The sequence below is a fragment of the Yersinia sp. IP36721 genome, assembly GCF_003634395.1.
Taxonomy (GTDB): domain Bacteria; phylum Pseudomonadota; class Gammaproteobacteria; order Enterobacterales; family Enterobacteriaceae; genus Yersinia; species Yersinia entomophaga.
Genome location: NZ_QCZL01000011.1, coordinates 57977 through 82485, shown reverse-complemented (window position 1 = coordinate 82485; position 24509 = coordinate 57977). Strand labels below are relative to the sequence as shown.

The following is a 24509-nucleotide window of genomic DNA, read 5'->3' as shown; positions in this document are numbered from 1 at the left end:
TTAATCCTCTCGGGCAAAAAGAGCCTCAATAAAATCGTCAGCCTTAAATGGCCGCAAATCTTCAATACCTTCTCCAACGCCGATATAGCGGATCGGAATACCAAACTGATCGGCAATGGCGAAAATCACCCCGCCCTTGGCGGTACCATCCAGTTTAGTCAGGGTTATCCCCGTCAGGCCAACCGCTTCGTTAAACAGTTTGGCCTGGCTTACCGCATTTTGTCCGGTGCTGGCATCCAGCGTCAGCATAACCTCATGAGGGGCATCGCCGTCCAGCTTTTTCATTACCCGGACAATCTTCTTCAGCTCTTCCATCAGGTGAGCTTTATTCTGCAAACGCCCGGCGGTGTCCGCCAATAGCACATCGACGCCACGGGCTTTAGCTGCTTGAATCGCATCAAAAATAACTGAGGCGGAATCCGCGCCGGTATGCTGAGCGACCACGGCAATTTTGTTGCGCTCGCCCCAAACCTGTAGCTGCTCAACGGCGGCAGCGCGGAAAGTGTCCCCAGCAGCCAGCATGACTGATTTGCCTTCGGCCTGGAACTGACGTGCCAGTTTACCGATAGTGGTTGTTTTACCTACGCCGTTCACCCCAACCATCAGAATTACGTACGGGTTCTTACCGCTGACATCCAAAGGTTTGTCGACTTTAGCCAGAATTTCGGACATTTCCTCCTTCATCTTGCCGTAGAGTGCTTCGGCGTCTTTCAACTGCTTACGACTGGCGTGAGCGGTTAAGGATTCGATGATTTTACGCGTAGTTTCGACGCCAACGTCGGCGATCAGGAGCTGTTCTTCCAATTCTTCAAACAGATCGTCGTCGATTTTCTTACCGCTGAATAACCCCATAAAACCAGAACCCAGGTTTTGTTTGGTTTTCAGCAAGCTACGTTTTAAGCGAGCAAAGAAGCCTTCTTTCGTTGGCCTTTCCTGTTCTTGAGCCACAGGTGCCACTACAGGTTCAAGCTCGATTTCGTCCACCAATTCAGACTCAGCAAGCGCAGTAGTCACTTCTGGCTCTGGCTCTGGCTCTGGCTCTGGCTCTGGCTCTGGCTCTGGCAGAATAACTTCAATATCTTCCACCGTTTCGACAGAAATATCAGCCTCTGCTTCAACCAGAGCAGACTCAGGCTCGAATACCTGCGGTTGATGCTGCTCCGTCAAGAACTGAGCCACAGCTTCAGCAACCAGCGGCTCTGCTGCCGGTATCACTTCTTCTGCCAATATCTCTACGGATTCCGGTTGTTCGGTCACCGCAGCGCTAACCGGTTCGATAACCGCCGTCGTCTCGATCTCGTTGAATTCAGCCGGCTCTACGTATTGAGTGGGAACAATCTCAGGCTCAATTGGCGTTTCTTCCACCAACGGCACTACATCGATAGCCGGGGCTATTTCTGCCGCCGCTTCCGCGTTGATTTCGCTGTCCCATTCCCCCACCTCCGTTGGAACAACGGATTCCGCTGCCGGAGTAGGTTCGTCAGCCGTTACAAGCTCATGCTCAGAAGCCGCGGGCAGGCTTTCATCAACCACTGGCTCAGCGACTGGCTGCTCAATTTTTTGTTCTTCTTTCTGTTCTTCACTCTGACGGCCAAGACCCAGCCAGGAAAAAAACCCACGTTTTTTTTCTTTTGCCATTTGCGACTACACTCCTCGCGGTTAAATCATGGCTTACATAAATAAGATAATAGCTCGCCAGTCTATCACTTTCCCCCGAGCAGCAACACGCGCACGATGCTGCTTTCCGTTGTGAATTCAATCAACAAAGCATTAACGTTTCCCCTCACTGCGCACATCGGTAGAATAGCGGCTATATCTTCTATTCAGCGCCGTCAAAATGGCCACATTTCAAGCAGCGAGCTATGGCAAAAAAACCACAACAACAATCCTTCGGGCAGATTCGTATTATTGGCGGAAAGTGGCGTGGCCGGAAGTTACCGGTTCCCGATAGCCCAGGCTTACGACCAACGACCGATCGAGTGCGGGAAACCCTGTTTAACTGGCTGGCACCGATGATTCAGGGCGCTCGCTGCCTAGATTGTTTTGCCGGCAGCGGCGCTCTTGGTCTGGAAGCGCTGTCTCGCTATGCTGGAGAAACCGTGTTGCTGGAATACGAGCGCAATGTGGCACGCCAGCTCACTAGTAATCTGGCTTTGCTAAACGCAGAAAATGGGCAAGTGGTGAATACCAACGCCCTGCAATGGTTGGCGCAACCGGGTAAACCTTTCGATTTGGTGTTTCTCGATCCGCCGTTCCGTAAAGGTTTGCTGGCAGAAACCGTCAACCTGCTAGAGCAGCAAGGCTGGCTGACCGATGAAGCCTGGATTTACGTAGAGGCCGAAGCGGAAAGCGCGGCCGCAGACGTACCGGCCAATTGGCAATTACACCGTGAAAAGGTCGCGGGGCAAGTCGCCTATCGCCTGTATATTCGTCACCATGCTGCGTCTGACGCAGCGCAGGAGCCAGAGAATGTTGATTAATTTCGGTCGTTTACTGATGCTGGGCGTATGGGCTTTTCTGATCCTGAACCTGATCCAGCCATTCCCTAGTCCGTTGAAATATTTTGTGAATGTCGCGATGATTTTTATGGTGCTGATGCATGGTTTACAGCTCACGCTGCTGAAATCAACTCAGCCTAAGGATCAACCGATTAGCGGCTGGCAGCAGGTCAAAATCTTTATCTTTGGTGTTTTTGAACTGTTGGCGTGGCAGAAAAAACAGCCGCCAATGCCGAAAAAGTAATTTCCATCCCTACGTACTTTTCCAAGCCAAAGCTATTTGGCTGGCTGAACGGCGGTAAAATCAATATAGCGGGTGCCTTGTAAACGCAGGGTGCCCTGCATACCGATATTAATTTGTTGATATTCCTGACGAGGCAAAACAATATTAATTTCACTGCCGCTCAGGAGCGGGCGAAAAGTCACTTCATAGCGTTTATCTTCCGCCACAATTTCTTCCCGCTGACGTGAACGACGATTCGGCGCTAAAACCTCACGTTTATTACTAACCTCAACCTGCAGGCTACGTATTGGAGCTTTATCATTCTCTGCATCCAGCCGGCGTTTTTGCCAATACTGGCGCGTGGCTAAAATAACAATCAGTGCCACAACCACAATAAAAATCAGCGGTGGTTTGCTCATGAATTACACCTAATAAATAAAGCTGTCGCCGTTATCAGATTCAGGGCTTATTGCCCGGTAAATAAGGGAAGTTCATCACGTTGGCTCCCAAATCAGAGATACGCGCGCTACCTTTTTCGGTCACGACATCAATACGGATGACGGAATGAAGTGGAATATAGCTACGGTTGACGCCAGAAAATTCGGTTTTCAGTTTTTCTGTCGACGGATCAACCAATAACGCCGATTGGCTATCAAATACAAAATCAGCAATCTCGATAAACCCGAACAAAGAGCTGGGCGTTATTTCACGGACATAGAGTTGATAATTCTTACCATTGTTCATGAACTGAATGCGGTAAAGAGTTTGATCGTTCGCCATGGTGTTACCTATCGCTATCCTTCGATAATCAAGCTTTCAGGGGAAGAGAACCGGTTATTAACATACCATGAAGGGCTTAAAGACGCATCCGTGCGGTTAGCGGGTTTATTCTGTCGTTCGACTGTAAATCAGGCTTGCCAGCGATTGCTTAGCCCTCCACCGGTTTACACCATTCACCGTGATCCATCCAATCTTCATCAGAGTCCCCTTTAATCCACACTTCATTGCCATACTGATGAATTAATAACGCCGGCTTATTTTGATCGATATTCTTCAGGTATTTATTATAGACGGGATGGCGGTTATTTAAGATATCGGCTTTGCCGTAATGTATCTTGCCGGGATATTTTCGATTATCGACAAAAGTGACATAGAAATTATCATTGCGCAGCTCAATTATGGCCCGCCCATTCTTGACCAACTTGCAATTATAAGTAAAGCCGGGAAATTCCGCACTATAGGCAACAGAACAGACTGAAAGAGTCATTACCATGATAAGTAACAATTTTTCTTTTTTCATTTTTAATTTCTGGCAAATAGCGTTCATATTAAAGTGGCAGAAATAAACTGACAGCTATGGCAGAGTATTATTATTCTCTACCGCTTATATAAGCTCATAAGCCTGCGCCAATTCTCGTATATTACCGGGTTCAATACTGTTACCCATTAAACACGGGGAATATTAATAGCATCTGCTCAGGCTATTTTCTATACTTTTATTAACGAAAGGTTACTTTGATGTAACAATAAATGCTTTAATTAAGTTAATATATTTATTTAAAATAATTATCACGCTTACTTTAGCGTCTGTTTTTCACACACTCAAGTACGAATTTTGACCTACGAATTCACGCCGTTGCATCACATATAAAATCGCATGCAAAAATCATTAGTAATCGAATAGCCCCTGTTGTTCATCCTGACGATCCCCTACACTGAAAAGAGACATTGGCTGATAATTATCGTTACCGAGCGGCTATTTTTTGCAGAAACTTTAGAGAAGAAGGATAAAAAATGAGTTGGCCATTCCTCGCTGTATTTTTTTCTGGTTGGTTGTTTGTTGATGCCAGCTACCGTGGGCCACGCTGGCAACGGTGGGTCTTCAAACCCGTAACCCTGTTACTGCTGGTTCTACTCGCCTGGCAAGCTCCGGTACTTGGGCCAGCCGGCTATCTGATCGTTCTCGGGCTGCTAGCCACCATGGCTGCCGACGCTTTGCTATTGCTACCCAGTGAGCGCTTACTTTATGCCATTGGCGCATTCTTCCTTTCTCACCTGCTGTATACCATCAGTTTCGCGACACAGATGACAGTCAGTATTTTCTGGCCGCTGCCGTTGGTGCTGATCATCATAGGTGCACTGTTACTGGCAACAATCTGGACCCGGTTGGAAGAAATGCGCTGGCCGATCGCAACCTATGTCGCCATGACGCTATTGATGGTGTGGGTTGCCGGTGAACAATACTTCTTACGGAGCACCGATTTTGGCTTTTCGCTGCTGATCGGCACTTCTTTGCTGCTGTTAGCCAATATTATCTGGCTGATCAATCGCTACCGTTTTTCTTTCAAAGCCGCTGATGCACTGGTCGCAGGCTGCTATTTTGTTGGTCACTTCCTGATTGTCCGCTCGCTCTATCTGTAAATATCTACGCCCCACGGACGGGGCGTACTGGTTTCTTCTTTCTCCTTTCTGCACAAATTCACCCGCGCAGCAAGTCCCAGTGGTTGATAAATCGAACTCTATTTAGCAATAATTCTCATCCTTCTATTGACTCTGGAGTTAGCTCCAAGGTGTAGAGTCCTCTCATCAACGGGGAATTAACTGTTCCGGGGGCACTATGCATTCACATCGCGACCACCAACATTCAGATGAAGTTCATGACCACAACAACGAAGGTCACGCACATATTCATACAGCCGATACACATTGCTGTAGTGCAACAAATACAGCGGTCGAAGAGGTATCTCAAGCTAGTAAACACTCACATTCTTCCAACTGTTGCAGCAGTGCCAAGCCTGATACGTCAGGGAATGATAGCGAATTAGAAGGGCTACCCAGCACGGGCGGTCAGCGTTATAGCTGGCATATAAAGGGGATGGATTGCCCAAGTTGCGCGCGTAAGATTGAAAATGCCGTAGGCGGTATCTCCGGCGTGGAACAAGCCAAGGTGCTGTTTGCTACGGAAAAGCTGGTGGTAGATGCCAAAACTGACGTCAGCCAACAGGTACAAAACGCCGTCGCCAAAGCGGGATTTAGCCTGCTGGACAGCCCCAAATCAGGGCAAAAAATGGCGGCCAATGAAAATAAGTTTCGCGAATATTTACCAATAATCGTACTGACGCTTTTGATGTTAGCCAGTTGGGGAATTTCATTAGTTAGCGAAGAAAGTGGCCGCATCGCCTTTATCGTCACAACCGTGGTGGGATTAATTCCTATCGCCGGTAAGGCACTGAAACTGATTCGTTCCGGCACGCCTTTTGCCATTGAAACCTTGATGAGCGTGGCAGCCATTGGCGCGTTATTTATCGGCGCAACGGCAGAGGCCGCCATGGTATTGCTGTTGTTTATGTTAGGCGAACTATTAGAGTCTTACGCCGCCAATCGTGCACGACGAGGCGTTTCAGCCCTGATGGCGCTAGTACCGGAAGACGCTTTGCTACTCAAAAATGGGCAACGGAGTCTGGTTCCTGTCAGCAGTTTACGGCCAGGAGACGTAATTGAAATCGCGCCAGGAGCGCGTCTGCCAGCCGATGCAGAGCTGGTTACACCTTTTGCCAGCTTTGATGAGAGTGCTTTAACCGGCGAGTCGATTCCGGTTGAACGACAACAAGGTGAAAAAGTGGCGGCAGGCAGCCTTTCCATCGACAGATCCGCCGAAATGCGCGTAATTTCCGAGCCGGGTAATAACGCCATTGACCGCATTTTACAGTTAATTGAAGAAGCGGAAGAACGCCGCGCGCCGATTGAACGCTTTATCGATCGCTTTAGCCGCATTTACACTCCATTAATTATGCTGCTGTCCGTTTTGGTGATTTTGATTCCACCTATGTTCTACGGCCAGCCTTGGGAACCTTGGATTTATCGAGGTCTAACCCTGCTATTAATCGGCTGCCCTTGTGCTTTGGTTATCTCCACGCCTGCGGCCATTACTTCCGCACTGGCGGCGGCAACTCGTCGCGGCGCGTTGATTAAAGGCGGAGCAGCATTGGAGCAACTTGGCATCATTCAAACCGTTGCCTTCGATAAAACCGGCACGCTGACCGAAGGTAAGCCTCAGGTGACCGACGTACTGCCGGTCAATGGCGTGACTGAAAATCGCCTGTTAACGCTAACCGCCGCCGTAGAAGCCGGTTCCCACCATCCTTTAGCTACGGCAATTTTACAGCGCGCCGCGCAGGAATCGACTTCGCTACCTCCCGCAGAGGAACGTCGGGCGTTGGCAGGTATTGGCGTCGAAGGGGTCGTTAACGGCATAAAAATATTGGTGAGTTCTCCGGGCAAACTGGCTCCACAATCGCTAGATAACCACTGGCAAACACAATTGGATCAGTTGGAAAGCAGCGGCAAAACCGCAGTTGCGGTGCTGGAAGAGGGGCGCTTTATTGGTCTGCTGGCGCTGCGGGATACTCTGCGCACAGATGCAAAACAGGCGATTAATGCGTTGAAAAATCTGGGTATTCAGGGCGTGATGCTGACCGGTGACAATCCGAGAGCCGCAGCGGCAATTGCCAATGAACTAGGCATCGACTATCGAGCTGGATTATTACCCGCGGATAAAGTAGAGGCGATCACCGCGCTGAATAAGGCTAAACCCACGGTCATGGTCGGTGATGGCATAAACGACGCGCCCGCGATGAAGGCCGCCAGTATTGGCGTCGCTATGGGGAGCGGAACCGATGTGGCGCTGGAAACCGCCGATGCAGCGTTGACCCACAACCGGCTGACCGGATTAGCGGAAATCATCGTGCTATCACGTGCCGCTCGCGCCAATATTCGGCAAAACATCGCTATTGCGCTGGGATTGAAGGGAATTTTCCTGATTACTACTTTGCTGGGATTAACCGGTCTGTGGCTGGCAGTGTTGGCCGATTCGGGCGCAACGGCTCTCGTTACCGCCAACGCCTTGAGATTACTGAGAAAACGCGAAATTTAACCGGGTAGAATTTTATCCGAATATTGTTCACTCCCAAGGCTCTGCACGAGCCTTGGTTTTTTTCCTGACTAAGCCTTAATGCCCTTACGCACCAGATAACGATAAGGGGCAGTCTCCACTTCCTGTGCCACCAGTTCATGATCCATAAAGCGGCAAAATCCGGGAATATCGCGGGTTGTGGCAGGATCGTCGGCGATAATCAACAAAGTCTGTCCTTCTTCCATATGGCGAACCGTTTTCCGCACCATCATTACCGGTTCCGGGCAACGTAGGCCCAGCGTATCAAGGGTTTTATCCGGATGGGCAAAAAGATCTGTCATTGGTTTTCTCTTATCAGCGATTGAGCAAATTTTAATCTCGGCGGGAAGTGCCCGATGAAGGGCAGCTAGTTTACTCCGCCCATTTTGCGGTGCAAGCTACGCTAACGTTTGCGCTAAAATTAACCATTGCATTCGTTGCGCAAACAAGTATTATGCCGCCGCGCCGTAGAAACTGCGGGCACATTTTGTTTGGGTTCCCTCACCCCAATAACCAAAAAGGTCACATCTATGTTTTCGTTTACGCCCCAACAGCGGATGACCGCTTTGGTATGGCTTTCGCTATTCCATATTGTCATCATCACATCCAGTAACTATCTGGTGCAATTACCGATCGCTATCTTCGGTTTTCACACCACATGGGGAGCTTTTACCTTTCCCTTTATCTTTTTAGCTACCGATCTGACCGTGAGGATTTTTGGTGCGCCTTTAGCTCGCCGCATTATTCTCTCAGTGATGTTACCTGCATTGGTAATTTCCTATCTGGTTTCAGCCCTGTTCTTTCAGGGAAGCTGGCAGGGATTCCCCGCGCTCACTAGCTTTAACGTGATGGTAGCCCGTATCGCCGTAGCCAGCTTTATGGCCTACGTATTAGGGCAGATTCTGGATGTACAGGTATTTAACCGCCTGCGTCAGCGCAGCGCCTGGTGGGTTGCACCTACGGCAGCGATGTTCTTCGGCAATATCAGCGATACGCTGGCCTTCTTCTTTATTGCCTTCTATAAGAGCAGCGATCCCTTTATGGCGGCCAATTGGGTCGAAATCGCCTTGGTAGATTATACCTTTAAGCTACTGATCTGCCTCCTATTCTTTCTTCCTGCCTATGGTGTAATGCTGAATATGCTGCTGAAATATTTCGCCAGTAGAACGGCGTCGCAGCCAGCGGTACAAATCGGCTAATCTACCACCTGCCGGTTAATGGCGGCCCGCCTACGGCCGCCAGATTCTTCTGGAATTCCGTGTAATACCTGCCTACTCACAATTCTTTACCGAGGAGCCTGTTGCTTTTATCCGCTGAATAAGGTGCGATACGGGTCATTCAGTCAAGGTTAAAGACTCTCATCCAGAAGGAATTCCCATGAATAAGATGACCAAACTTTTCGCCGTTGGTTTATTGGTTACCGGGCTAAGCGCCTGCGATGTCAAAAACGACAACAACGTTGGCCAGCCGGTGAGTTTATTGGAGGGTAATATCGCCCTGGTTCTGCCCACCGAATTTACCGATCAAAGCGATAAAATCAGCAGCCCTTCCAGTAATAAACGCGTTTATGCGACCAAAAACGGTGAAAAAGCCGTAGTGATCATTTTGAATGAAAAAGACACCGCCGGTTTGGATGTATTGGCTCAGCGTTTGATCGAACAGCAAAAAGGTCGCGATGCCAATCTGCAAATCGTCACCAATAAAACCATTCAGGTTGACGGCAAGCCGTTGCAGCAACTGGATAGCATTATCACCAGCGGCGGCCAGAAGGCTTATTCATCGGTCGTTATGGGTAACGTCGATAACAACAGCATGACGCTGCAAATTACCGTTCCAGCCGAAAATCAACAGCAGGCGCAGACCGAAACTGAATCCATTATCAGCACCCTGAAGCTGAAATGAATGCAGATAATCCCGCAGCGGAGTTGTAACGCTCCCTGCGGGGTTTTCTCACCAAATTTGAGCGCCACTGCGGCGCTCTGATTGTTTACGCTAACGCGCGAGCCAGTAGCGTAATCGGATGCTCACATTTCTTGCTGGTCGACATTTCAATCTGCCATTTACAGGTTTCACAATCCGTAATCACCAAATCTACCCCGCTCTCCTCAATCTGACGAAATAACGAAGCGCCAATGCCTTGCGAAGTGGCGTAATTCTCAGATTTAAACCCATAAGTACCGGCAATTCCACAGCATTGAGAATCCAGCGTAATCAGTTCGACGCCGGGAATTCGACGCAGCAACGCCAGTGTATAAGCAGTCCAGCCCATTTTCTCCATATGACACGGCGTATGGTAAGCAATGCGCAGCGGCAGGCGTTTCAGCGGTAATTCCCGCCCCTGATCCAGTAAACGGTAAAGATAACGAGTTGCCAGTTCAACGCGATCGCGCACCGGCGTGGTATCCACATCCAATAAATGAGGATATTCATCTCGTAGAGTAAAAGTACAGCTGGAAGAAGTGGCAACCACCGGAATATCCCGCGTGATGACCGCATCTGTCAGCGATTCCAGATTAACTTTAGCCTGCTTTTTAGCCTGATCGATAAAGCCGTTGGCAATCAAAGGGACGCCGCAGCACTTTTCTCGTTTGAGCAACTGCACGCCGATATTCATTGCATTGAAAACGCTGATTAAATCTTTCCCCAGCTGCGGATGATTGTAATTAACAAAGCAGCCGTGGAAAAACGCCACCTGTTCGGCATATTGTTGCTGTTTAGCCGCCTGCTGACGATACCAGCGGCGGAAAGTACCAAAAGAGTATTTAGGCAATTCACGGCGATGATCGATTTTCAGGGCTTTATCCAGCAAGTGACGCACTGGTTTTAATCCAGTGATAGCATTCACTACCGGTGCAAATGGCGTCGACAAAGAGCCCATTAAATCGGTATGGCTTAAAATAGCGTCACGCAGTTTTGGTTTATTACTGCTGTAACTGGCTTTAGCACGTTGAATAATGTCGCCGATTTTAACGTCGGAAGGACAAGCCACTTCACAACGTTTACAGTTGGTACAATATTTCAGCGCTTCGTCATACAGCATCGGATCTTTTAATCGCAGACGTTCGCCATCAGGCCCTGCCTGCTTTGGCCCCGGATAAAGCGGATTGACCTTGGCTACCGGGCAATAAGTGGTGCATACCGTACATTTAATGCAGCTTTCGAAGCTGTTATCCCGCGGCAAACTCATAGTTTAACCTCCGTGGCATCGGTAATCTGCTGAGCAGCGAACAAAGCACTGGTTAATGACACACCGGCACCGCAGCCTTGCTGTAGGGGGTCATAGCCGCCCAACACCGCTCCAATCGCATAAAGATTTTCCAAAGGCTCGCCGCCGCGCATAGCGCGTAACTGCTTATCGGTCTGCACGCCGAACTGTAGGTAAGGCTGAGCATCAAACATGTCGCTGCGACTCCAGTCCGCCCGATTACTCAGAGAAAGCATATCCAGCCCTAAAATGGGTTCGTAAACCCGATCGAATCCGGCAATCAATCCGTTGCTAAAGAAACTGCCGCTCGCCAGTACGACATGAGGCGCTCGTAGCGGAATATCTCCGTGGTTACGGCTATACAAGCCGGTGACACGATTACCCTCGAGTTCAGCTCGTAGTACCGAATCTCCCGGCATGACTAACCCACCAAGATGTTGAAAACGTTGGCGTAATTCCTGGTGCAGACGCATACCCAATAACGATGGAGGCAGAGTCGGCAATAGCATAATCGGCTTGCCGACCGCCAGTCGCAGGGCTTCCAACTGTACCGGATTATCCAGACCGATACAGGCGGGCAATAAAATCGCCTGAGCGTGCGTAGACAAGCGGCTCAATTCTTCAGCCAAGGGAGGCAGGCTTTCCGCCAAATCCAAAACGCGGGCGATATTCACCGCGCGAAATTCACTAGGATTATCACGCAGCCGATCTAATGCCGGCAAATGCATATAGCTGGACGTCGCCGCGACGCCCTGCGCCTGTAAGGAATCCGCCACCATCTGCGGCTGAAAATCGAGGAATCCTTCAATACCGATAACGGCAATTCGCTCCCAAGGTAAAGTTCCGTTCAACGGTGTAGTGGGAATTTCTGCAGGACTGAGCCACGTTGGGCGTTGACTGCCCAGCGGCGTAATGCGCATGTGGTTTTCCGCCGCACTACCGACAAAAGAAAGGTGGCAACGCTCCAGTAATTTCTGCGCTTCATCCACCAGTTCGATGACCACCGCCCCCATTTTGCTGTAAGGATGCTCAGGTGCCTGTGCCGCCAAGGCTTCTAATGCCGTAAGAGGCTGGCGCACTTCGCTGCCATCAGGCAACTGAGCCAAAAGATCGAGAGAACCGGATGAAAAATGCAGCGCACTTTGCCCGGCGCTGACGATGGCGCAAGACTTTCCCTGCTCCGCCAGACGAATACCGCAGGTTAGCCCCGCCAGCCCGCCGCCAATGATAATGGCATCAAATTTCATCGCTTTTCTCCTGCGCCGATGGAATCGCGGCAGTCTGGTGACCCAGCCCGCACAGTCCTTGATATACCCAACTGGTAAATTCACTTTCCCGCAGCGCATCGCCCCAGGCAATTGGACGGACGCCTTTCCAGCGCTCGTTGAGGAATTGGGTCAGTTGCTCGCGAGATTGCTGTGGCGTGGTGACATTAAAACGATTTAGTAAGCCAGCGGCACGACAGGCGCAGAGTTCACCCTGACAGGTTCCCATCCCGACGCGAGTGCGTCTTCGTAAATCCAATAAATTGTTTACCGTGAGCGATTCGACGGCATAACGCACTTCACCTGCGGTCACAGCTTCGCATTCGCATACCAGGCTATTATCCAGCCGATTACCGTCCAATAATTGAGTGGCTCTATCTCCGTGACGATAAACCGCAGAGCCGCGAATACTGGCTGGCAGAGAAACAACCTTACGTAAAGTCTGTTCTGCGGACTGGCGAGAACCGGGCAGCGGCTCTTGTGCCGTGGTGCAACTGGCCTGATGCCCCAGTTTTTCACACACTTTATCCGTCGCCCATTCTGCCATTAACCGGTAAGTCATTAATTTGCCACCAGTAATGGTGATAAAACCCTCCAGCCCATCGCGGCTGGCGTGATCCAGCAAAACAATACCGCGGCTAACGTTACGGCCGCTCGGATCGTCGTCGCTGGCGACCAGAGGACGAACGCCAGCATAGGCGCGTAAAATGCGGGTTGCCGCCAGTTTCGGCGACAGTTTCGATCCTTCCCGAATCAAAATATCCACTTCCTGTGGCGTGACGATCATGTTGTCTATCTGGTCATAATCGATATGCGTTGAGGTCGTACCGATCAGTGAAATAGTGTCTCCCGGCACTAAAATATCGGCGTCGGCCGGTTTGCGGCAACGGTTAATCACCATGTTATTAATGCGGTGCCCCAAAATCAGTAACGCGCCTTTCGCAGGGAACATTCGCACTCGCAGATCGGCATACTCGGCAATGTGTTGCCCCCAAATGCCTGCGGCGTTAACCACGATTCGGGCATGAATTTTATACTGGCGCTGGTTTTTGTGATCGAAAACGCTCACGCCGGTCACTCGGTCACCCTGACGGATAAGACCAATAACTTCATGATATGTCAGTACATTAGCGCCATGTTCGCGAGCGTCCAGCATATTGGCGGCGGCGAGACGGAAAGGGTCAACGGTGCCGTCAGGTACTTTAACTGCACCAATCATGGCCGGATTGGCCGCCGGTTCCATTCGCAGCGCCAACGCCGGATCGATCGCTTCCGCGTCAATACCCGCCAACTGGCAGCGGGTGATAAATTGCTGCTGATATTCGAGAGAATCTTCTGGCAGCGTGATAAACAAGCCATTGGTTGGTTCAATACAGTGGCGGGCAATACGTTTGAGGATACGATTCTCTTCAATACATTCTTTGGCTGATTCGCCGTCGGTTACCGCATAGCGCGCGCCGCTGTGCAGCAAGCCGTGATTCCTGCCAGTCGCACCGGTAGCGATGTCGTGTCGCTCCAGTAAAATACAGCCTAACCCACGGCGGGCGCAGTCTCTAGCTATGCCCGCACCGGTGGCGCCGCCGCCAATGATGATGACATCCGTTTCGCTGTAAGGAGAACTGTTCGTCATGAAAGACCCCACTCTATAGACAACCGCCTGGCGGTCAATTTTACATCTATTGAGACACAATAATTAGGGTCATTGTTTGATAAGGAACAAAAACGAACCAAAAACGAAAACCAAATGATGGATAAAAACCATGATTGTGATCAAAGTCACACAGGAGCACCCACTTTTTATTTCAAATCGTTAACCAATCGCTCAAAATCGCACCCGCTTACATAAAACTGTAACAATTGCGCCATCCCTCACAGATAAACAACGCGTTTTTATCTAGCATTGCGCTCGTTATAGAACATAAACGATAACCAGGTTGGCAGTTCAACCACCCGCTAGACACCAGGCTATGCTGGGATCAAAAAGTACGTATAACGCCATTGGAGGCACTCATGTTGAGTATATTTAAGCCTGCGGCTCACCAAGCCCGGCTGTCAGAAGATCGGATTGATCCGACTTATCGCCGATTACGCTGGCAAATATTTATGGGCATCTTCTTCGGTTACGCTGCCTATTATTTGGTTCGCAAAAACTTTACATTGGCCATGCCGTATTTGATCGAGCAGGGCTTCTCCCGTGGGGATTTGGGTTTTGCCTTATCCGGTATTTCCATTGCTTACGGTTTCTCTAAATTTATCATGGGTTCGGTTTCCGACCGCTCAAACCCACGCGTGTTTCTCTCCGCCGGTTTGATTCTGGCCGCCGCCGTGATGCTGTTTATGGGCTTTGTCCCTTGGGCTACCTCCAGCATTGCCGTGATGTTCGTTCTACTCTTCCTGTGCGGTTGGTTCCAGGGAATGGGCTGGCCTCCGTGCGGTCGAACCATGGTTCACTGGTGGTCGAAGAAAGAGCGTGGCAGCATCGTATCCGTTTGGAACTGCGCCCATAACGTCGGTGGTGGTCTGCCGCCATTGCTGTTCCTGCTGGGAATGGCCTGGTTTAACGACTGGAAAGCCGCGTTATATATGCCTGCTTTCGGTGCCATTTTAGTGGCGTTGATCGTTTTCGGTCTGATGCGCGATACCCCTCAATCCTGCGGTTTACCACCGATTGAAGAGTACAAAAACGACTATCCAGACGATTACTCGAAAGAAGCAGAAGAAGAACTGACGGCTAAACAGATCTTCATGCAATACATTCTGCCGAATAAATTGCTGTGGTATATCGCCATTGCCAACGTATTCGTATACCTGCTGCGTTACGGCATTCTGGACTGGTCACCAACCTACCTGAAAGAAGTGAAACACTTCGCTCTGGATAAATCCTCATGGGCCTATTTCTTGTATGAATATGCCGGGATTCCAGGAACGCTGCTGTGCGGCTGGATGTCCGATAAAGTGTTTAAAGGTAACCGCGGTGCAACCGGCGTGTTCTTTATGATACTGGTCACTATTGCCACCATCATTTACTGGCTGAACCCGGTCGGCAACCCAGGCATTGATATGGCCTGTATGATCACCATCGGCTTCCTGATTTATGGCCCAGTAATGCTGATTGGTCTGCATGCGCTGGAACTGGCACCGAAGAAAGCGGCAGGCACTGCGGCGGGCTTCACCGGTCTGTTCGGTTATCTGGGCGGATCGGTTGCAGCTAGCGCCATCGTTGGTTATACCGTTGACTTCTTCGGTTGGGACGGCGGCTTTATGGTGATGATTGGCGGCAGCATTCTGGCGGTTCTATTACTGATCGTCGTTATGTTCAGCGAGAAAAAACATCACGAAGAGATGGCAAAAAACCGCGCTAACTAAGGCTCGGTAGTCAATCTCAGCGTTTCAGGCCGTGCCGTTATCTTTGGCGACACGGCCTTTTTTGTACCCTAAAACCAAAAGTGGAGTAGGTAAACCATGCAAACTCACGTTAAAGCCTTGGTAGCTGGCATTATTCTGGCCTCATCAATGGCCGGAGTAGCTCAGGCCGCAGAGAAAATTGTCATCGCACATCGCGGTGCCAGCGGCTATTTGCCAGAACATACCTTACCGTCGAAAGCGATGGCTTATGCTCAGGGAGCCGATTACTTAGAACAAGATTTAGTGATGACTAAAGATAATGAGTTGGTGGTTTTACACGACCATTATCTGGATCGAGTTACCGATGTTGCGGAGCGCTTCCCAGATCGGGCGCGTAAAGATGGACGTTACTACGCCATTGATTTTACTCTGCCAGAAATCAAATTCCTGAAATTCACCGAAGGTTTTGATATCAAAGACGGCAAAAAGGTACAAAGCTACCCGGGCCGGTTCCCAATGGGTAAATCCGATTTCCGTGTGCATACCTTCCAGGAAGAGATCGAGTTCATTCAAGGATTGAATCACTCAACCGGTAAGAATATCGGTATCTATCCAGAAATTAAGGCGCCGTGGTTCCACCGTCAGGAAGGAAAAGATATCTCTGCCAAGGTGCTGGACGTGCTAAAAGAGTACGGTTACACCACCAAAGGAGACAAAGTTTATCTGCAATGCTTTGATGCCAATGAACTAAAGCGAATTAAGAACGAGCTGGAACCGCAAAAAGGCATGGATTTGAAACTGATTCAGTTGGTGGCCTATACGGATTGGAATGAAACCTATGAACAACAGCCAAACGGTAAGTGGGTAAATTATAGCTATGATTGGATGTTCAAACCGGGCGCGATGAAGCAGGTCGCACAGTACGCTGACGGTATTGGGCCGGATTATCATATGCTAGTGGCAGCCGAATCTACGCCGGGCAAGATTGTGCTAACTGAGATGGTTAAGGATGCCCACGCCAGCAATATGATGGTGCATCCATACACGATTCGCGCCGATGCGTTGCCGAAATATGCCACCGACGTCAATCAGCTGTACGACATTATCTACAATCAGGCGCAGGTTGACGGTGTGTTTACTGATTTCCCAGATAAAGGCGTTCAGTTCCTGCAAAAGCAGGGGCAGCATAAGTAACCAAAATATCAGGGCGCATTTTTATGCGCCCTGTCCATCAAAAATAAGCCACTTGCTCTTTTGCTTGAAAGATCTGAGCTAAATAGCCCTTAAACTGTTCGGTAATCTGTTCTGCCGCATCATTCATATCTATATAGGTGGTTGCCAGCACTAGCCCATCAGCGACAGAAAATATCACTTTATTGCCGTAGTTATAGGACAAAAGTTGTAGCAAACAATCGTATTGCTGAGGCACTGGAGCAAACGGGCAAATCAATTCTGCGTTATCATCCTCAGTATCAATATAAACAATAAATTCGTCATTTATATTAATATAATTATCTTCTCCATGAGGAGTGGTGGCAAAATATTGAAGTAGTAATTGCGAGCTTTCATCCATGACTGTACCTATTTATTATAAGGAGCTAATCCACGAAGTTGCTTAACCAGGTCTGTATCATCGACCCGTTTTACGGCAACATTTTTGATTTTATCAAAAGCTTTACTCCCTTCGGTATGCATATTAGCGGCTTGAATTTGAAGGTTACTGCTATTTAATGCGACCATTTTATAAAGTGCTTTCCCATCAACCGATAATTCCCTACTAGGAGAGAGCGAATGGTTAAAATGTAATGATGCCAACTCACGCTTAACTTCTATATCAAGTAAAGCCGTGCGATCTTTACCACTTTTACAATTCCAACAAGGCGTCACACCAATAGCATTGGAAAGTAACACTATTCGCCTGACAAATTTATAGGGATCAATTTTATTAGAGTAAGATTTATCATGCCACATTTCCATTAACTGCCTCGACAGTTCTCTAACCAATTTTATATTATTATCATCCGGTTTATTTTTCGTATTAATAAGATAATCGCCCACCCAGCCGCCTGGTTTAGAGATGTCCAGCTCATCACCTAGCATTAATTTTATAGAGGGTTCATTGTATTGATTTGAAACCTCCCAAGACTTATTCTTTGGAATACCAAATCCATTAGGGAATATAGGTAGAAAGGCCATTGAATTAACGCCAAAGTTAAATGCGGCCAACTGTAAATTCATTTTAATTTCTTGTTGCTTCCCACTCGCGTCGCGTATATATAAAACTAATGGCTTGGATTCTGACAATGTTTTCCAAGCGCCCATCTGTATCGTTAACTGAGTCCCTTCCGTGTCCTTCAAAAAATCCTGCGCCGTCAGTAAGCTAGTAGAAGTTAACCGCAAATCAATTGTCTCTCCATTCAGAGCCTTTTGCAGCTTTTCTGGATGCTGGAACAATGCGGCAAGAACGACTTCGCGTCCGCGTTCAAGCGCTATCGATTGACTGTCTTCCTTGCTAATTTTCACGCTATGCGGACCAAGAGAGGCATGACGAATCCCCTCGAGCAAAATCTCTGGCCGCCCGTTCTTCTGTAACGAAAACTTAGACACCCACAAATTAACTGCGTGCTGAGAATTACCGCTATCAGCAGAACAAACGCCACCATTTTTATAACTAGTGGGGAATATGTCATCCTCTCCCTGCTCAAGTTTCAATTGACCGGCAGGTATTGACTCACTAATAAATTTGCATCCCAAATAGTCAAACTGAGACTTTTGTATATTCCACTCTGCCGTATTCAATAATCTGATACTGGCTTGCTTAAATTCCCGCTTAGCATTCTCTTTGGCTAACTTAGCGTTCATTCCTTGTTCTTTATAAAATTGAGTGAGAACATCCATAACTTCTTTCTTACAGTGTTTAATACTGTCGTATTCAGCATTGCTAATGGGCTGGTTTTCTAATGAAGTAGGATTTTTTAAATTATTCTTTTTAAATTCCAAATCCATTGTGGCTTCTAACTTTCCATAAAAACCATTGGAATCATCATCTTTCAAAACATCCAGAGCCACTTTGATATAATCTAATTTTAATTGGCGAGTGTCTTTAGCATAATTCAATATATGATCTGAAAATGAACTTTCTTTTGATTTATCTCTGGCATGTTTTTTTATCGTCATGCTTTTTTGTTCAAATTTATCTATCGCTTTATCTTTCGCCTGTAGGTCACCCTCACCGTTTCTTATATAATGTTGACAAAGAATATCCACAATTTCATTCTCGTGCTGTGTAACACTAATATCATTAGTAATATCAGTCGATAGTTCGAACGATGGTTCTATATCTCCTAATTCTTTTGAAATGGTATTTATCTTTTTGATAAAAGGCATTTTTTCGAGAGAATAGCCAGTGGCGGATTTATCATTATCCGGGATCAACACCTCAAGAGCTATATCCGCATATCTCAACTTTAGCTGTCTGATTGAACTCCTTATTGTATCAACCGACTCTGATTTCTTCTGATGGATATAGCTAACACCAGCAATATTTTCTGGCTTACGCGGAGGTGAAGAACCAAACCCTAATATTTTCTTGTTCTCACTCTTTTCAACTTTATCATATGAATGATTAGATTTAGTTACATTATTATTTATCGCAAAGTCGTTTGACATAGGACCTCCACACATCAATAAATGCAAAACAAACTATATTGCAGTTAATAATGTTTTTTTGGTTCGAGTGGAGGATATAACAAAACAATTTTATAAGTACTGAGAAGGGAAAGAAATTCAGGGCGATAGAACATCGCCCCGTTTGAGCGTTAGGCTAAAAACATTTTACGCAGATAGTGCGGTACTGCGTCGTCAGCGTTTGAACCTATCACTTCCAGATCCGGTAAAATATCTTTCAGACGTTGGTGAGCATCACGCATGATGCAACCCTTACCGGCCATCGACAGCATTTCCAAATCATTCATTCCATCACCAAAAGCGATGCATTCTTTCAGTGAATAACCGATAATTTTGGATACCTGCTCCAATGCATGGCCTTTAGACACACCGCCGCCCATCACTTCCAGACAGGTTGGGAAGGAAAAACTGACGTTCACGCGATCGCCCCAACGAGCATTGATGGCTTCCTCCAAAATCAGCAGCTTATCGTGATCTTCGCAGGTGAAATAAACCTTGCACACGCCTTCGGTCGGCAGTAATGCAGGTTCGAATAGCTGATAGGTGAACACCGATTCACGGAAAAACTCTTCCTGCTCCGGACTTTCGCGATTCATATACCAATCGTCATTTAAATAAACGTTGGTCAGAATATCCGGATTATCGTGCTCCATGCTGTATAGATCGCGGGCGATATCACCATCCAGATTATGGCTAAAAATCAGCTCTCCGGCGGTGTTATGTACGCGCGCACCGTTAGAGGTAATCATAAAGGCACTGATCTCCAGACTATCGCGAATCTGTGACACATCAATATGATGGCGACCTGTAGCAAACACGAAATGCACGTCACGTTCGGTCAGTAGCTTCAATGTCTCTTTAGCGTAAGGAGTCAAAATGTGGTCAGGGGACAGCAGGGTGCCGTCTAAATCGGAAGCGACAACATGATACATAGCGGTATGTTCTAACCTCTGGTGGAGTTGGCGTCAGCGTCGACGCTCAGTTGATGATGTTGCGCAAAAAAACGCAATATGGCGCTTAACGCCTCTACACGCAGCTTGTCCCGCTCGAACAGGATCTCATGGCGTGCTCCTTTGATAACTCTGGGAGCGCCCCCGTCACAGGGATGCCCAGCCTGAGCCATTACCTGACAAAAAGCGTCCTGAGCCGGGTTTGATACCACCCGATCTTCACTGGCCTGCAACAATAATATTGGCGTGGTGATTTTATCTGCCTCGGCGATTATCTGCTCGCTGGCACGCAGGCTTTCCCTCACCCAGTGATAGGTAGGGCCGCCAACGCGTATTTCTGGCGTATCCGCGTAGTGACGTAGGCAGCGGCGATAGCGCTCGCGACTGTGGGTCAGCATATTCACTACATAAGGCAATGGCCGCCACTGACCGGTGCCAATCGCGTAGTAATCCCGCATGTTCTGGCGCTTTTCGGCCCAATCGACAATGCGGTGCGCCAGCCATTTCGGCATAGGTAGATGAATACCCAACATCGGTGCACAAAGCGCCGCAGCATCAAACGCCGTCGGTTCCCGGGCCAGATAGCGTAGCAGAATCGCACTGCCCATCGAGTGAGCCAGCGCAAAACGTTCCAGATAATGGCTATTACTGATTTCCCGCTCGACCCACTGAGCAAAATCTTCCACATAGTCATCAAAATTAACGACGTGGCCACGATTAGGATCTTCTAGCATTCGGCCAGAACGCCCTTGACCACGATGATCCAGCACCATGACGTCATAACCTTGCTGAAACAGATCGTAGGCAACTTCCGGATATTTTACGTAGCTTTCAATGCGACCCGGAACCAACATCACCACTTTGTTGTGATGAGGGGAACGGAAGCGAACATAGCGGATAGGTACATTATCGACGCCAGAAAACTCGTCTTCTTCCCGCTGCTGCCAGAAATCCAGCAAAGGCCCGTTAGCAAAGGCGGCAAATCGCGCTTCACGGGTTAACCAGTTTTCAGTTTTTTTCTCTAACGGCATAGGGTTGTTAATTGCATCCTTAAACCGGCGTCCTGTGGTTTTTCCGAGCTATAGCAGATCTAAAAACAATAGCGTATTGTGGCATAAATTTACTCATTCAGGGAATTTTGCCGATGACCTTCGACTGGTGGCTAACCTATCTGGTGACAACCTTTATCCTCAGCCTGTCGCCGGGTTCTGGTGCCATTAACACCATGAGCACCACCATCAGCCACGGTAAACGCGGTGTTGTCGCATCCATTGCCGGCTTGCAGCTTGGCCTGGCGCTGCATATCGTTTTGGTCGGCATTGGTCTGGGCGCTCTCATTTCCCAATCCCTGCTGGCTTTCGAAATACTGAAATGGCTGGGAGCGGCCTATCTGATTTGGCTGGGTATTGTACAGTGGCGAGCGGCTGGCGCTGTGGATCTTCATGCGCTTGCCACTAGTCTGCCTCGGAGAAAACTGTTCAAAAGAGCGATTTTCGTCAATCTGACCAACCCGAAGAGCATTGTTTTTCTGGCCGCGCTGTTTCCACAGTTTGTATTGCCTCATCAGCCGCAGGCGGCACAATATCTGATTCTGGGCGCGACTACGTTGATAGTGGATATCATCGTGATGATTGGGTACGCCGCGCTGGCTACGCGAATTGCTGGTTGGATTAAGGCCCCGCACCAGATGAAGTTGCTTAACCGTATTTTCGGCGGTTTATTTATGCTGATAGGCGCATTGTTGGCGACAGCCAAAAAAGTGTAGCCGAGAAGTGAATATCTGGCCGGAATACTAGTGATCCGGCCAGTAAGGGTTATTTCGAAAATATCAGATGCAATCCGAAACCAACAAATAATACGCCCGCCAAACCATCAATCCATTTCGACAAACGCTGGTAACCGCGGCGCATCACCGGCAGGGCAAATACACAGGCAACAACGCTGAACCAGATAAAGGTTTCTGCAACGATCAGGATAAACAATCCCCAACGTGCGCCAGCGCTGACGTCATCTCCGACAAACAGCGAGAATACGCTGCCAAAATAGATCACCGCTTTCGGGTTAGATAAGTTGGTCAGAAAGCCGCGCAGGAAAGTACGGCCGCGGACTGGCAGCGTCATTTCTACCTCGCCTTCCCCCAGCTCGCCTTTGGCCCTGGCTGATTTCAGCAATTGCCAGCCCATCCAGCACAGATAAAGCCCACCGCCGACCATAATAACCTGATGCAGCCACGCCATTTTTTGCAGAATTAAATGCAGCCCCATCAAGGCCACGCCTGCCCAAACCACAATTCCCAGAGATATTCCTACCACGCCCATCATTGCTTCGCGACGGGAACGGCTGGCGGCAGTTTGAGAAACGAAAAAGAAGTCAGGGCCGGGGCTCATCAAGGCAATAAGGTGAACCAACGCCACGGTAAGAAAAAGCATCAACATGAAGATAATCCGACAGGAAATGAGAGAAGAAAAACCACTGTATCACGAGGACGGCAGCCCAACCAGACTGCCGTTTATGCTTTATATTCAACGCTGGCAGGCGCTATTCATCGTTATCCACATGATCGCGAATCATCGCCATAAATGGCGCGCCGAAACGTTCCAGTTTACGCTGCCCTACGCCGTTGACGCTGAGCAATTCGCTGGCCTTAATCGGCATCTGCTCCGCCATTTCCAGCAGCGTCGCATCGTTAAAGACGACATAAGGCGGAATGTTTTCTTCGTCAGCAATGGACTTACGCAGTTTGCGCAATTTGGCAAACAGTTTGCGATCGTAATTGCCACCGTAGGACTTCTGATTAGCGCTGCTGCGCGGTTTCAGGCTTTGAATGCGCGGCACCGCCAGTTGCAGCGGAATTTCGGCACGCAAAATAGGTCTGGCGGCCTCGGTTAATTGCAGGGCGGAAAACTGCGCGATATTCTGGCTGAGTAAGCCTAAATGGATTAACTGGCGCAGAACGCTCACCCAATGCTCATGGGTTTGATCCCGGCCAATGCCGTACACCGACAGTTTATCGTGCCCCATTTCGCGAATACGCTGATTATTCGCTCCACGCAGCACTTCCACGATATAGCCCAAACCAAAGCGTTGCCCAACGCGATACACGCAGGATAAGGCTTTTTGAGCGTCACCCAGCGCGTCATAACGTTTCGGCGGGTCAAGGCAGATATCACAGTTGCCGCAGGCCTGTTGTTTCCCTTCGCCAAAATAATTTAGCAATACCAAACGGCGGCAGGTTTGCGCTTCGGCAAAAGCCCCCATGGCATTCAGTTTATGACGTTCGACGTCCTGCTGAGCACCGGCAGGCTTTTCTTCCAGACAGCGGCGCAACCACGCCATATCCGCCGGATCATAAAGTAAAATCGCTTCCGCAGGCAGGCCATCACGCCCGGCGCGCCCCGTTTCCTGATAATAAGATTCGATAGTCCGCGGAATATCAAAATGCACCACAAAACGGACGTTTGGCTTGTTGATACCCATCCCAAAAGCCACGGTGGCAACCACCACCTGTAAATCATCGCGCTGAAACGCTTCCTGAACCTGGGCCCGTCGTTCGTTATCCAGACCGGCGTGATACGCGGCCACGCTCAGGCCGCGGCTTTGTAGACGCGCAGTGGTATCTTCAACTTTAGCCCGACTATTGCAGTAAATAATGCCGCTTTTACCACGTTGATCCTGCACAAAGCGCCAGAGCTGATCCAGCGGCTTGAACTTCTCAACCAAGGTATAGCGAATATTGGGCCGATCGAAACTGCTGACCTGAATCAGCGGCTGATTAAGATCCAGCAACCGAACAATATCGCCGCGCGTGGCTTCGTCCGCCGTGGCGGTGAGAGCAATAACTGGCAACGCGGGAAAACGACGTTTGAGCTGACCCAGAGCGCGATATTCCGGGCGGAAATCGTGTCCCCATTGGGAAATACAGTGAGCCTCATCAACCGCCAGCAGCGCCGGACGCCAATGCTCAAGCTGTTCGAGGAAGTTTTCCATCACTAAGCGCTCGGGAGCGATATACAGCAGTTTAATCTGACCACTGCGGCAACCTTCCATCACGGCCAGTTGCTGCTCGCGAGTTTGTGATGAATTGAGACAACCCGCGGCGACGCCGTAGGCCTGAAGTTGGTCAACCTGATCTTTCATCAGTGAAATCAGCGGAGAAACCACCAGCGTCAAGCCATCCATCACCAGCGCCGGGATCTGATAACACAAGGATTTTCCGCCGCCCGTCGGCATCACCACCAGACAGTCCTGCCCGGCGAGCGTTGCATTGATGATTTCTTGTTGCCCTGGCCGGAATTGTTGGTAGCCGAAAGTCTCTCGCAAGACCTGCGCTGCCAGCTGTTCCTTATTTATCACTGCCGCGGTAGACACTCGTTTCCCCAACTCTT

Annotated in this window: 23 protein-coding genes; 9 read left to right on the top strand and 14 right to left on the bottom strand. The window is 49.0% G+C overall.

Features of this window, described 5'->3' with window-relative positions; translation table 11 throughout:
* Window positions 1-1638, bottom strand: a complete 1638-nt coding sequence (gene ftsY, locus DBA33_RS11145; protein WP_120806478.1) for a signal recognition particle-docking protein FtsY — start codon at window positions 1636-1638, stop codon at window positions 1-3.
* A 224-nt stretch (window positions 1639-1862) separates the two neighbouring features.
* Here ftsY and rsmD point away from each other — a divergent pair, with 224 nt between their 5' ends.
* Both rsmD and DBA33_RS11135 read left to right on the top strand, forming a co-directional pair.
* Window positions 1863-2480, top strand: coding sequence for a 16S rRNA (guanine(966)-N(2))-methyltransferase (gene rsmD / locus DBA33_RS11140; RefSeq protein WP_064514356.1), 618 nt, complete (start codon window positions 1863-1865; stop codon window positions 2478-2480).
* Window positions 2470-2742 carry a DUF1145 family protein gene (locus DBA33_RS11135; RefSeq protein ID WP_064514358.1) on the top strand — a complete coding sequence of 91 codons (273 nt, stop codon included), beginning with the start codon at window positions 2470-2472 and terminating at the stop codon, window positions 2740-2742. The genes rsmD and DBA33_RS11135 overlap by 11 nt, the downstream gene beginning before the upstream one ends.
* A 32-nt stretch (window positions 2743-2774) precedes the next feature.
* Here DBA33_RS11135 and DBA33_RS11130 read toward each other — a convergent pair whose 3' ends face one another.
* The 3 genes from DBA33_RS11130 to DBA33_RS11120 all read right to left on the bottom strand — a co-directional run bounded on the left by DBA33_RS11130 (window position 2775) and on the right by DBA33_RS11120 (window position 4021).
* Entirely contained in the window at window positions 2775-3140 is a 366-nt protein-coding gene (locus tag DBA33_RS11130) for a DUF2500 domain-containing protein (RefSeq protein WP_120806476.1), read from the bottom strand.
* A gap of 40 nt (window positions 3141-3180) precedes the next feature.
* On the bottom strand, window positions 3181-3501 hold the full coding sequence (locus tag DBA33_RS11125; protein ID WP_064514362.1) for a DUF1820 family protein: 321 nt from the start codon (window positions 3499-3501) through the stop codon (window positions 3181-3183).
* Between the two features lie 148 nt (window positions 3502-3649).
* Window positions 3650-4021, bottom strand: a complete 372-nt coding sequence (locus tag DBA33_RS11120) for a hypothetical protein (protein ID WP_120806475.1) — start codon at window positions 4019-4021, stop codon at window positions 3650-3652.
* Between the two features lie 494 nt (window positions 4022-4515).
* On the opposite strand from DBA33_RS11120, the gene DBA33_RS11115 reads away from it, so the two are divergent.
* Entirely contained in the window at window positions 4516-5142 is a 627-nt protein-coding gene (locus tag DBA33_RS11115) for a lysoplasmalogenase (RefSeq protein ID WP_064514366.1), read from the top strand.
* 196 nt (window positions 5143-5338) lie between these two features.
* The gene (locus tag DBA33_RS11110) at window positions 5339-7654 is read left to right on the top strand and encodes a zinc/cadmium/mercury/lead-transporting ATPase (RefSeq protein WP_064514368.1); all 2316 of its coding nucleotides are present in this window, start codon (window positions 5339-5341) and stop codon (window positions 7652-7654) included.
* Window positions 7655-7722: 68 nt separating this feature from the next.
* On the opposite strand, the gene tusA is transcribed toward DBA33_RS11110, so the two are convergent.
* Window positions 7723-7974, bottom strand: coding sequence for a sulfurtransferase TusA (gene tusA, locus DBA33_RS11105; RefSeq protein WP_064514370.1), 252 nt, complete (start codon window positions 7972-7974; stop codon window positions 7723-7725).
* A gap of 228 nt (window positions 7975-8202) precedes the next feature.
* On the opposite strand from tusA, the gene DBA33_RS11100 reads away from it, so the two are divergent.
* Both DBA33_RS11100 and DBA33_RS11095 read left to right on the top strand, forming a co-directional pair.
* Window positions 8203-8871 (top strand): 7-cyano-7-deazaguanine/7-aminomethyl-7-deazaguanine transporter, encoded by a 669-nt coding sequence (locus DBA33_RS11100; protein WP_064514372.1) that lies wholly within the window; start codon window positions 8203-8205, stop codon window positions 8869-8871.
* Window positions 8872-9049: 178 nt separating this feature from the next.
* Window positions 9050-9574 carry a DcrB family lipoprotein gene (locus DBA33_RS11095; protein WP_064514374.1) on the top strand — a complete coding sequence of 175 codons (525 nt, stop codon included), beginning with the start codon at window positions 9050-9052 and terminating at the stop codon, window positions 9572-9574.
* Window positions 9575-9659: 85 nt separating this feature from the next.
* Here the strand turns inward: DBA33_RS11095 and glpC are convergent, their stop codons facing one another.
* Genes glpC through glpA form a run of 3 tightly spaced genes read right to left on the bottom strand, consistent with a single transcriptional unit; the run spans window position 9660 to window position 13772 of the window.
* Complete coding sequence (gene glpC, locus DBA33_RS11090) at window positions 9660-10859, bottom strand: anaerobic glycerol-3-phosphate dehydrogenase subunit GlpC (RefSeq protein ID WP_064514376.1); 1200 nt, start codon at window positions 10857-10859, stop codon at window positions 9660-9662.
* Complete coding sequence (glpB, locus tag DBA33_RS11085; RefSeq protein WP_064514377.1) at window positions 10856-12124, bottom strand: glycerol-3-phosphate dehydrogenase subunit GlpB; 1269 nt, start codon at window positions 12122-12124, stop codon at window positions 10856-10858. Before glpB ends, glpC begins: the two co-directional genes overlap by 4 nt.
* Window positions 12114-13772: an anaerobic glycerol-3-phosphate dehydrogenase subunit A gene (gene glpA / locus DBA33_RS11080; protein WP_120806473.1), complete on the bottom strand. Its 1659-nt coding sequence runs from the start codon at window positions 13770-13772 to the stop codon at window positions 12114-12116. Before glpA ends, glpB begins: the two co-directional genes overlap by 11 nt.
* A 380-nt stretch (window positions 13773-14152) precedes the next feature.
* Between glpA and glpT the strand changes: the two genes are divergently transcribed.
* Together glpT and glpQ are read left to right on the top strand one after the other, a co-directional pair.
* Window positions 14153-15508: a glycerol-3-phosphate transporter gene (gene glpT / locus DBA33_RS11075; protein WP_064514381.1), complete on the top strand. Its 1356-nt coding sequence runs from the start codon at window positions 14153-14155 to the stop codon at window positions 15506-15508.
* Between the two features lie 96 nt (window positions 15509-15604).
* On the top strand, window positions 15605-16681 hold the full coding sequence (gene glpQ / locus DBA33_RS11070) for a glycerophosphodiester phosphodiesterase (protein ID WP_120806471.1): 1077 nt from the start codon (window positions 15605-15607) through the stop codon (window positions 16679-16681).
* Between the two features lie 37 nt (window positions 16682-16718).
* Here the strand turns inward: glpQ and DBA33_RS11065 are convergent, their stop codons facing one another.
* The 4 genes from DBA33_RS11065 to pldB form a co-directional block, all read right to left on the bottom strand.
* Entirely contained in the window at window positions 16719-17060 is a 342-nt protein-coding gene (locus DBA33_RS11065) for a hypothetical protein (RefSeq protein WP_064514386.1), read from the bottom strand.
* Between the two features lie 8 nt (window positions 17061-17068).
* Window positions 17069-19156 (bottom strand): inositol phosphate phosphatase SopB, encoded by a 2088-nt coding sequence (locus DBA33_RS11060; protein ID WP_064514388.1) that lies wholly within the window; start codon window positions 19154-19156, stop codon window positions 17069-17071.
* 149 nt (window positions 19157-19305) lie between these two features.
* A complete protein-coding gene (gene yigL, locus DBA33_RS11055) occupies window positions 19306-20106 on the bottom strand; it encodes a sugar/pyridoxal phosphate phosphatase YigL (protein ID WP_064514390.1) in 801 nt (266 codons plus the stop codon).
* 11 nt (window positions 20107-20117) lie between these two features.
* Window positions 20118-21155 carry a lysophospholipase L2 gene (gene pldB, locus DBA33_RS11050; protein WP_064514393.1) on the bottom strand — a complete coding sequence of 346 codons (1038 nt, stop codon included), beginning with the start codon at window positions 21153-21155 and terminating at the stop codon, window positions 20118-20120.
* A gap of 113 nt (window positions 21156-21268) precedes the next feature.
* Between pldB and rhtB the strand changes: the two genes are divergently transcribed.
* Window positions 21269-21889, top strand: coding sequence for a homoserine/homoserine lactone efflux protein (rhtB, locus tag DBA33_RS11045; protein ID WP_064514395.1), 621 nt, complete (start codon window positions 21269-21271; stop codon window positions 21887-21889).
* A 49-nt stretch (window positions 21890-21938) separates the two neighbouring features.
* Here rhtB and rhtC read toward each other — a convergent pair whose 3' ends face one another.
* Together rhtC and recQ are read right to left on the bottom strand one after the other, a co-directional pair.
* Window positions 21939-22559, bottom strand: coding sequence for a threonine export protein RhtC (gene rhtC / locus DBA33_RS11040; protein WP_064514397.1), 621 nt, complete (start codon window positions 22557-22559; stop codon window positions 21939-21941).
* A 103-nt stretch (window positions 22560-22662) separates the two neighbouring features.
* Entirely contained in the window at window positions 22663-24492 is a 1830-nt protein-coding gene (gene recQ, locus DBA33_RS11035) for an ATP-dependent DNA helicase RecQ (protein ID WP_064514399.1), read from the bottom strand.
* Window positions 24493-24509: the final 17 nt, after the last annotated feature.

Bases quoted from the DNA above. Each gene is read 5' to 3' on its own strand.
- ftsY (WP_120806478.1), bottom strand. From the start codon at position 1,638: ATGGCAAAAGAAAAAAAACGTGGGTTTTTTTCCTGGCTGGGTCTTGGC.
- rsmD (WP_064514356.1), top strand. From the start codon at position 1,863: ATGGCAAAAAAACCACAACAACAATCCTTCGGGCAGATTCGTATTATT.
- DBA33_RS11135 (WP_064514358.1), top strand. From the start codon at position 2,470: ATGTTGATTAATTTCGGTCGTTTACTGATGCTGGGCGTATGGGCTTTT.
- DBA33_RS11130 (WP_120806476.1), bottom strand. From the start codon at position 3,140: ATGAGCAAACCACCGCTGATTTTTATTGTGGTTGTGGCACTGATTGTT.
- DBA33_RS11125 (WP_064514362.1), bottom strand. From the start codon at position 3,501: ATGGCGAACGATCAAACTCTTTACCGCATTCAGTTCATGAACAATGGT.
- DBA33_RS11120 (WP_120806475.1), bottom strand. From the start codon at position 4,021: ATGAAAAAAGAAAAATTGTTACTTATCATGGTAATGACTCTTTCAGTC.
- DBA33_RS11115 (WP_064514366.1), top strand. From the start codon at position 4,516: ATGAGTTGGCCATTCCTCGCTGTATTTTTTTCTGGTTGGTTGTTTGTT.
- DBA33_RS11110 (WP_064514368.1), top strand. From the start codon at position 5,339: ATGCATTCACATCGCGACCACCAACATTCAGATGAAGTTCATGACCAC.
- tusA (WP_064514370.1), bottom strand. From the start codon at position 7,974: ATGACAGATCTTTTTGCCCATCCGGATAAAACCCTTGATACGCTGGGC.
- DBA33_RS11100 (WP_064514372.1), top strand. From the start codon at position 8,203: ATGTTTTCGTTTACGCCCCAACAGCGGATGACCGCTTTGGTATGGCTT.
- DBA33_RS11095 (WP_064514374.1), top strand. From the start codon at position 9,050: ATGAATAAGATGACCAAACTTTTCGCCGTTGGTTTATTGGTTACCGGG.
- glpC (WP_064514376.1), bottom strand. From the start codon at position 10,859: ATGAGTTTGCCGCGGGATAACAGCTTCGAAAGCTGCATTAAATGTACG.
- glpB (WP_064514377.1), bottom strand. From the start codon at position 12,124: ATGAAATTTGATGCCATTATCATTGGCGGCGGGCTGGCGGGGCTAACC.
- glpA (WP_120806473.1), bottom strand. From the start codon at position 13,772: ATGACGAACAGTTCTCCTTACAGCGAAACGGATGTCATCATCATTGGC.
- glpT (WP_064514381.1), top strand. From the start codon at position 14,153: ATGTTGAGTATATTTAAGCCTGCGGCTCACCAAGCCCGGCTGTCAGAA.
- glpQ (WP_120806471.1), top strand. From the start codon at position 15,605: ATGCAAACTCACGTTAAAGCCTTGGTAGCTGGCATTATTCTGGCCTCA.
- DBA33_RS11065 (WP_064514386.1), bottom strand. From the start codon at position 17,060: ATGGATGAAAGCTCGCAATTACTACTTCAATATTTTGCCACCACTCCT.
- DBA33_RS11060 (WP_064514388.1), bottom strand. From the start codon at position 19,156: ATGTCAAACGACTTTGCGATAAATAATAATGTAACTAAATCTAATCAT.
- yigL (WP_064514390.1), bottom strand. From the start codon at position 20,106: ATGTATCATGTTGTCGCTTCCGATTTAGACGGCACCCTGCTGTCCCCT.
- pldB (WP_064514393.1), bottom strand. From the start codon at position 21,155: ATGCCGTTAGAGAAAAAAACTGAAAACTGGTTAACCCGTGAAGCGCGA.
- rhtB (WP_064514395.1), top strand. From the start codon at position 21,269: ATGACCTTCGACTGGTGGCTAACCTATCTGGTGACAACCTTTATCCTC.
- rhtC (WP_064514397.1), bottom strand. From the start codon at position 22,559: ATGTTGATGCTTTTTCTTACCGTGGCGTTGGTTCACCTTATTGCCTTG.